Source organism: Halorubrum sp. Boch-26, from assembly GCF_029889805.1.
In the GTDB taxonomy this organism is placed as follows: Archaea; Halobacteriota; Halobacteria; order Halobacteriales; family Haloferacaceae; genus Halorubrum.
The window spans coordinates 1-8,077 of the sequence record NZ_JARANT010000110.1; the positions used below are offsets into that span (position 1 = coordinate 1).

Annotated in this window: 8 protein-coding genes; 1 reads left to right on the plus strand and 7 read right to left on the minus strand. The window is 70.5% G+C overall.

Features of this window, described 5'->3' with window-relative positions:
• Positions 1-2: 2 nt before the first annotated feature.
• From OQF71_RS12870 to OQF71_RS12895, 6 genes are all read right to left on the minus strand, one after another.
• A complete protein-coding gene (locus tag OQF71_RS12870; protein WP_280588150.1) occupies positions 3-1,952 on the minus strand; it encodes a hydantoinase/oxoprolinase family protein in 1,950 nt (649 codons plus the stop codon).
• A gap of 8 nt (positions 1,953-1,960) precedes the next feature.
• A complete protein-coding gene (gene hisH, locus OQF71_RS12875; protein ID WP_280588151.1) occupies positions 1,961-2,620 on the minus strand; it encodes an imidazole glycerol phosphate synthase subunit HisH in 660 nt (219 codons plus the stop codon).
• A gap of 118 nt (positions 2,621-2,738) precedes the next feature.
• Positions 2,739-3,836, minus strand: a complete 1,098-nt coding sequence (phnE, locus tag OQF71_RS12880; protein ID WP_280588152.1) for a phosphonate ABC transporter, permease protein PhnE — start codon at positions 3,834-3,836, stop codon at positions 2,739-2,741.
• Positions 3,837-3,858: 22 nt separating this feature from the next.
• Entirely contained in the window at positions 3,859-4,644 is a 786-nt protein-coding gene (locus OQF71_RS12885; protein WP_280588154.1) for a phosphonate ABC transporter ATP-binding protein, read from the minus strand.
• A gap of 27 nt (positions 4,645-4,671) precedes the next feature.
• A complete protein-coding gene (locus tag OQF71_RS12890; RefSeq protein WP_280588156.1) occupies positions 4,672-5,838 on the minus strand; it encodes a PhnD/SsuA/transferrin family substrate-binding protein in 1,167 nt (388 codons plus the stop codon).
• Positions 5,839-5,966: 128 nt separating this feature from the next.
• Positions 5,967-6,584 carry a uracil-DNA glycosylase gene (locus OQF71_RS12895; protein WP_280588157.1) on the minus strand — a complete coding sequence of 206 codons (618 nt, stop codon included), beginning with the start codon at positions 6,582-6,584 and terminating at the stop codon, positions 5,967-5,969.
• Between the two features lie 119 nt (positions 6,585-6,703).
• Here OQF71_RS12895 and OQF71_RS12900 point away from each other — a divergent pair, with 119 nt between their 5' ends.
• A complete protein-coding gene (locus tag OQF71_RS12900) occupies positions 6,704-7,153 on the plus strand; it encodes an acyl-CoA thioesterase (protein WP_280588159.1) in 450 nt (149 codons plus the stop codon).
• Between the two features lie 39 nt (positions 7,154-7,192).
• Here OQF71_RS12900 and OQF71_RS12905 read toward each other — a convergent pair whose 3' ends face one another.
• Positions 7,193-8,041 (minus strand): ABC transporter permease, encoded by an 849-nt coding sequence (locus OQF71_RS12905; protein WP_280588161.1) that lies wholly within the window; start codon positions 8,039-8,041, stop codon positions 7,193-7,195.
• Positions 8,042-8,077: the final 36 nt, after the last annotated feature.

An 8,077-nucleotide genomic window follows, 5' to 3' on the forward strand; every position in this document is an offset into this window, starting at 1 on the left:
GGTCAGCCGCCCCCGCGGGAGCCGCGCTCCGCGTCGGCCGCGCCAGCCCTCGCGACGGTCGGCGCCGCCACCTCGACGGTGGCCGCGACCCGGAGCGTGACGGCCTCGACGCCGGCGTCGAGCCGGTAGCCGTAGGCGCGCTCGTGGGCCGCGGCGAAGCGCTCCGCGAGGGCGTCGGGATCGAGCGCGGGGTCGGCGTCGCCCCCGGCGGTCCAGTCGACCTCGTCGGTCGCTTCCGCCTCGGCGTCGACCGTCAGCTCGAAGCTCTGTCCGGCGTAGCGGCAGTCGGCCGCGCGCTCGACGCGGGCCGCCGCGGGGTCGGAGACGTCGTCGAGGACGCGGTCGGTTAGTTCGGCGAAGGCGTCGCCGAGGTCGGCGGCGGTCGCGTCGGCGAGCGGGAGCCGGACGGTGCGGGCCGCGTCGTGGGTCTCGTCGGCCGCGAGCAGCCCGTACGCCGACAGCACGCCGGCCGGGCCGGGGACGAGCACGCGGTCCACCCCGAGCCGATCGGCGAGCGCGGCGGCGTGCATCGGCCCCGCGCCACCGAAGGCGACGAGGTCGAACGCGCGGGGGTCGCGGCCGCGCTCGACCGTGACCGACCGGATCGCCCGGGCCATCGTCGCGTTGGCGACGCGGTAGACGCCGCGGGCGGCGGCGGCGGGGGCGTCGAGGGCGTCGTCGCCGGATCCGGTTGCTCCCCCGATGTCGACCGCCTCGGCGAGGCGGGCGAGCGCCTCGCGGGCGGCGTCGGCGTCGAGCGAGAGGTCGCCGCCGAGCGCCGCGTCCGGCCCGATGTATCCCAAGAGGACGTCGGCGTCGGTGACGGTCGGCTCGGTGCCGCCCTTCCCGTAGCAGGCCGGACCGGGCTCGGCGCCGGCGGACTCCGGCCCGACGCGGAGCGCGCCGCCGGCGTCGGTCCACGCGATCGACCCGCCGCCCGCGCCGACCGTCTCGACGTCGACCGTCGGCGTGCGGAGGGGAACGTCCGCGATCGTCGTCTCCGCGGTGCGCTCGGCGCGCCCGTCACGCACGAGGCTCACGTCGCTGGACGTGCCGCCCATGTCGAAGGTGACGGCGGCTCCGGAGCCGCCTCCGGTGGAATCGTCCGCGGCCCCGAGCGTCTCGCCGCCCGCGACCGCGGCCGCGCCGACGACGCCCGCCGCCGGTCCGGAGAGGACCGTAGTGACCGCGCTCTCCCGGACCGTCGCCGCGTCGGCGACGCCGCCGTTCGAGCGCATCACGCGCGGCGCGGGAAGCCCGAGGTCGCGCGCGCCGTCGACGACGCGCCCGAGGTAGTCGTCGAGCTCAGGGGTCAGGTAGGCGTCGGCGACGGTCGTCGCCGTGCGCTCGAACTCGCGGAACTCGGGGAGCACGTCGTGAGAGGCGGAGACGGGAACCGAGAGCTCCTCGCGGAGGACGTCCGCGACCGCGGCCTCGTTCTCCGGGTGCGCGTACGCGTGGAGCAGCGAGACGGCGACGCTCTCGGCGTCGCTCGCGGCGATCTCCTCGGCGAGGTCGCGGACCGCCGCGGGGTCGACCGCCCGCTCGATCCCGTCGGTCGTCGCGCGCTCGTCGACCTCGAACCGTCGCCGGCGAGGGACGAGCGGGGCCGCCTTCTCGGCGCGCAGGTCGTACAGCGAGGGGCGCGTCTGGCGGCCGATCTCCAAGACGTCGCGGAAGCCCGCTGTCGTCACGAGCGCGGTGCGCGCGCCGTCGCGCTCCAAGAGGGCGTTGACCGAGGCCGTGGTCGCGTGCGCGAAGGCGTCGACGTCGGCCGGGGCGATCCCGGCCGCGTCGCAGGCCTCGCGGATCCCGTCGAGGACGCCGGCGTGTTGCGGCGTCGTCGTCGGGACCTTCGCCGTGGTGAGGTCGTCGCCGACGAGGAGCGCGGCGTCGGTGAACGTGCCGCCGACGTCGACGCCGATCCGGACGCGGTCGCTGTCGTCGCCCATGGCCGGAGTTACCGCTCCGCGCAGTACTCGACGAAGTTCCGGAGGATCCGGAGCCCGGTCTCCCCGCTCTTCTCGGGGTGGAACTGCGTGCCGAACACGTTGCCGGCGTCGTTGGCGACGACCGCGGGGAAGTCGACCCCGTAGTCGGCGGTGGCGACGACCGCGTCCGGGTCGTCGGGCTCGGCGTAGTACGAGTGGACGAAGTAGGCGTACTCGCCGCCGACGCCCGCGACCAGCGGGTGGTCGCGCTCGATTTCGAGCTCGTTCCAGCCCATGTGCGGGACCTTGCGGTCGACGTCGAACCGGACGTTGGTGCCGGGGACCAGATCGAGCCCCGTCACCTCGCCTTCGCCCTCGTGGTCGGCCTCCTCGCTGGAGGTGAGGAGCATCTGCATCCCGAGACAGATCCCGAAGAGGGGACGGCCCGCCTCGGCGTGGTCCGTCAGCGCCTCGCGGAGCGGCCCGGCGTTCTCCATCCCCTCGCGGAACGCGCCGACCCCCGGGAGGACGACGCCGTCGGCGGCCGCGAACGCCTCGGGGTCGTCGGTGATCTCGACCGACGCGCCCGCGCGCTCCAGCCCGCGGGTCGCCGACCGGAGGTTCCCGAGCCCGTAGTCGACTAAAACGACGTCCGCCAGCGTCTCCGCGGGCGGCTCGAAGGTGCTCATACGCCCCTTCCGAGGGGCACGGAAAAGTCGGTTTCCCTTGTGGCAGCCGGCGTGACGATCGGCCGGCCCGGACGCGACCCGACGCAAACGGGACGCCCCCGGCGGAGCGCCGCGGCGGTTATCTCATCATCGACTCGGCCATCCGGCGCGGGAAGCCGGTGATGAGCTCCCAGATACTCATCTCCACGTCGTCGGAGCGCAGCCGCGAGCGGAGCCGCTGGCTGAACAGCTCGACGGAGATGATAAGCAGGAAGATGGCGAGCAGCGTCGCCATCATGTTGGTGAACCGGAGCAGATTCTGCTGGGAGGTGAGGACGTAGCCGAGCCCCCCCGCGCCGATGACGCCGACGGTGACGCCGATCCGGACGTTGATCTCGAAGATGTACAGCGTCCACGCGATGAACGCGGTCCGGACTTGGCTCAACATTCCGAAGAAGACGATCTGCGGCTTGCTCGCGCCGGTGGTGCGCATCGCCTCGATCGGCCCGTCCTCGATCTCTTCGAGCTCGTCGACGAACAGCCGACCGAGGTTGCCGATGGTGTCGAACGCGATCGCGATCGCGGCCGAAGAGGGGCCGAGTCCGAGGAACGGGATGAAGATGAGCGTCCAGATGATCGCCGGGATCGCCCGGATAAAGGACATCGTTCCACGGAAGATGAAATTAAAGGGGAACGGGGTGACGCGCTCGGAGCCGAGCGTCCCGAAGATGATCGCGAACGGGAAGCCGAGAACCGTCCCGACGAACCCCATGGCGAGGGTGATGCCGGCCTCTCCGAATATCTGGAAGATACCCAGCTCTTGGAAGAAGAACACGTAGACGTCCGTCGGGTTCGGCGGGAACTGGAACAGTAACCCGCCGATCTCGGGATCGTACAGCAGGTTCTGTTGTCTGATAAACCGGACGTACCGGCCGACGTCGAGGAACGGGACCACCCCGAAGTAGTTCGTGATCGGGAAGAAGCCGGTCAGCGAGTCGGTGAACGTTTCGAGCCGCGCGTCGGGGTCGAGGAGCTCCGTCGCGGCGAACGCCTGCAACGTCGTGAACGCGAGGAACACCGCGAGTCCGACCCACCCGAGCGCTCTGCGACGGCGCGTGCGCTTGATGTTCTCGAACTGTTCGGCGATGCGGCCCGGAACGTCGGCGTCGGCGTCGCCGTCGGCGCCCACCGCCGACTGTCCGCTCGTTCCGTCGGCGTCCGTCGTGTCTGTTGTCACTCGTGAATCAACTCCGTTCTCGTCACGGCGTCGCGATCTCGTCGGTCCCGGCGTCGTTGTCGTCGTCTCCGCGGACGAACATCCCCTCGGTGTCGATGTCGCCGTATATCTCGTCGATCGCGTCGATCGTCAACTCGTCGCGGTAGCCGTCGAACACCTTTTTCCCCTCTCTGAGGCCGATGAAGCGGTGCCCGAACTTCCGAGCGATGTTCACCTGATGGAGGCTACAGAACGTCGTCAGATCCCGGTCCTCGGAGGCGGTGCGGAGGTAGCCCATCACGCTCTGTGCGCTGCCGGGGTCGAGGCTCGCGACCGGTTCGTCGGCGAGGAGGATCTCCGGCTGTTGGACGAGCGCGCGCGCGATCCCGACGCGCTGCTGTTGGCCGCCGCTCATGCTCCGCGCCTTCTGTTCTGCCTCGTCGAGGAGGCCGACCGTGTCGAGCGCGTCGAGGGCGCGGTGCTTCTCCTCGGGGTCCTGTAGCTGGAGGACGCTGGAGAGGAATCCGGAGCGGTGGACGCCGCCGGAGAGCGAGTTCGAGTACGCCGTCATGTCGCCGATGATGTTGTGCTGCTGGAAGATCATCGCGACCTCGGGACGAGGACCGGTCATCGGCTCGCCGTCGATCAGGATCTCGCCGTCCGTCGGGGAGAGCAGTCCGCTCAACGTCCGCAACAGCGTGGACTTCCCGGACCCCGAGACGCCGAGGACGATGACGAACTCGCCGGCGGGGACCTCGAAAGACACGTCGTCGAGCGCGACGGTGTCGCCGAATCGTTTCGTAAGCCCGTCTACTTCGATGTAGCTCATGTGATCAAAACCGTGGTACCGGGGGATCTAGAGGTCGCCCCAGTCGAGTCCGAGCTCCTGACCGAGCTCGGCGACCGGGTCGAAGTCCTCGACGGTGGCCTCGACGACGCCGCTGAACCACAGCTCGTGGTCCTCGACCAGCTCAACGTCTTCCAACTCGGCCTCGGAGAGCTCCGATTCCTCCATCTCGAGCAGCGCGGGGTCGATGTTGAGCGCCTCGGCGATGTCGGCCAGCGAGTCGTGCTGGAACGCCTCCTTGGGCGCGTCGATCATCACCTGTCGGATCTCGTCTTTGACCGACTCTTCCCACGCGGCGTTGCTCACGATCGGTGCGCGCGGGATCGGGTCGGAGACGGCGAGCAACTGCAGCTCCGGGTCGCGTTCGCCGGCGCCGTCGTACTCGGCCGAGATGTCGACGAAGTCCTGTGACATCTCGTCGAACTGCTCCTGCGGGACGTGCGACGCCGTCGAGAACGCGCCGGTGCCCGCGGCGGCGATCCGGTCGTCCTGGATGAGCTGTTCGCGCGCCGTCGTGTGGTCGGAGGTCCGCAGCTCGAAGTCCTCGGGCGAGCCGGCCGGCGCGTTACCGATGTCGAGGCCGGCGTTCCGAAGCATCAACAGCGGGAACAGCGTCCCGGAGACCGACGTCGGCGCGGCCGAGGCGACCACCTCGCCCTCAAGGTCGGCGAGCTCCTCGATGCCGCTGTCGGCCGTCGTCGTGATGAGCGAGAAGTACTTCTCGGCGCCGTACGCCACCCGCATTCCCGTCACGTCGATCTCCTCGGGGATCTGCGCGACCGCGCCGGGAGAGGTGTCCGCGAAGACGCGGTCGCCCTCCGCCGCGCGTCGGAGCTCCTGTGCCGTGCCGGAGTAGCTCGCCGTCGGCTGTTCGAGGATCTCCACGTCCACCTCGGACTCGATATACTCGAACAGCGGCTGGTACTGTACCTGGATATCGATCTCCTCTTGCGCGGGGTTCATCACCCACGTGACCTCGGTCGGGGAGCCGTCCGAGTCTCCCGCCGTCCCGCCGTCGCTCCCGTCGGAGCCGTCGCTCCCGTCGGAGCCGTCCGAACCGTCCGAACCATCAGAGCCGTCGCCGCCCCCGGAACAGCCGGCGAGCGCAACGACGCCGCCGGCTCCCGCTGTCTTGACAAACGTTCGCCGATTCGCCGACCACCTGTTGTCGGACATACAGGCGACTGTCTGACTGACGCGACTAATCGTTTTCTATGTTTTCTATATAGATCCCGACGATACGTCCGGTTCTCGGTCCGAGAGCGTCCAATCGGTGCACCATCGGAGGCCGGTGCACGGCCGGATCAGTACTCGCCGAGCCGCGACTGGCCGCTCCCTCCGGCCGCGCCGCCGACGCCGCTCAGCTCGCCCGCCCGAGCGATCGTCTCGAAGAACCCGTCGCGCTGGCTCCGGTCGTACAGCGTCGCCGCGGGGTGGACAGAGAGGAGTACGCGACGCGACGCGTCCGCAATTCGGGCGTCGGCCACGTCGCCCGACTCCGACGTGATCGCCACCGACCGGTCGAGCAGGTGCTCGCTCGGCACCTTCCCCAGCGTCACGATGAGTTCGGGGTCCAGCCGGGCGACCTCGCTTTCGAGGTGGCCGCGGCAGTTCGCCAGCTCCTCGGCCGTCGGATCGCGGTTGTCCGGGGGTCGACACCGGACGCAGTTGGTGATCCGGACGTCCGCCCGCGCGAGGCCGGCGTCCCGCAGCGCCTCGTCGAGCACGTCCCCCGACCGCCCGACGAACGGCTCCCCCTGCTCGTCCTCGTTCGCGCCGGGGCCCTCGCCGACGAACAGGAGGTCGGCGTCCGTCGGGCCGACGCCGTCGACGATCTGACTCCGCGACTCGACCAGCGCCGGACAGCGCTCGCAGGACGGCACTCGAAGGTCGGCGTCGAGCGCGTCCCCGTTCTCGGCCATGCGTTCCGATCCGGGACGGGGCGACATAAGTCCGTCCGCCCCGGTCGGCGACCCGGCGGCGCGCGCCGCGGTTCCCGGCCCGCCGACGCCCCTTTCACCGGCGGGCGTGTGAGTCCGCCATGCCCACGGTCAGCGACACCTACATCGAGAACCGCCAGCGGGTCCAGCCGACTCACACGAACAACTACGAGTCGGCCCACGGGGGCAACGTCGTCAAGTGGATGGACGAGATCGGCGCGATGTCGGCGATGCGCGCCGCCGGCGAGACGTGCGTCACGGCCAAGATCAACGGGCTCGACTTCAAGCGGCCGGTGCCGCAGGGGGACACCTGCATCGTCGAGTCGTACGTGTACGCGGTCGGCCGGACGAGCCTCCGCACGCGGATCCGCGCGTTCCGCGAGTCGCCGCGCACGGGCGAGCGCGAGTTGACGACGGAGTCGTACTTCGTGTTCGTCGCCGTCGACGCCGACGGGAACCCGACGCCGGTCCCCGAACTGGAAATCGCCGGCGACCGCTGTCGGGAGCTCCGCGACGAGGCGCTCGCGGCCGAGCCGGACGAGGACCGGTGAGCGCGGGGAGACGGGGGTTCCCGCCCCGTACCCGCCGCGTCAGTAGTCCCCGAGCACGCCGAGCCGCCGCGCCCGCCGCGTCGCGTAGTGGAAGACCACGTAGCCGCCGAGCAGGTAGCCGACGGCGACGGCGACGAGGAGCCCGAGGTCGGCGAGCCCGAACTCCCACAGCCGGACCCCGTCGACCATGGCGCGCTGGAGCATCGCGCTCCCGTGCGCCAACGGGAGGAAGCGGGTCCACGGCGCGTCGAGGACCGGCGCCGAAATGAGCGCGACGAAGCCGAACTGCAGCAGATTCAGCCAGTTGCCGATCCGCTTGTACAGCACCGTCACGCCGCCGGCCGCGAAGCCGAGGCCGAGCACCGAGGTGACCGCGAGCCCCGCGACGGGGACGACGGTGAGCGGGTCGAGGCTGAGTCGGGTCCCGGTGAGCAGCAGCATGACGGCGAGGATCACCGCGCTCGTGAGGAACGTCCGGATCACCTTCGCGACCCCTTTGAAGAGTGCGACGGGCGCGAACCCGAACGGCGTGGTGATGTGGCGTTCGAGGGTCCCCCACTGCACCTCGCTGCCGATGTCGCTCGACACCGAGGAGTAGGCGCCGACCGACAGCGTCCACAGGAAGTAGCCGACGACGATCCCCGACAGCGAGTCCGTTAAGGCCTGTCCGGCCAGCAGTCGCCCGCCGTAAAAGAGGACGCCAAAGAAGAACAGCGCGACGACGATCCCCCCGATCGCGTTCGCCGGGTACCGCACGAAGATCAGGTACTCGCGGTAGAGGACGGCCCGCGCGAGGTGGTAGTACGTGGCCGGACGCGGCTCGTCGGCGGGGTCGGCGCCGGCCGACGCCGAGGGGCTGGCGGCGGTCGAGGTCTGTCTCGAATACACAACTGACGCAGGCGTGGTTGGTGTGGGTGTGGGTGT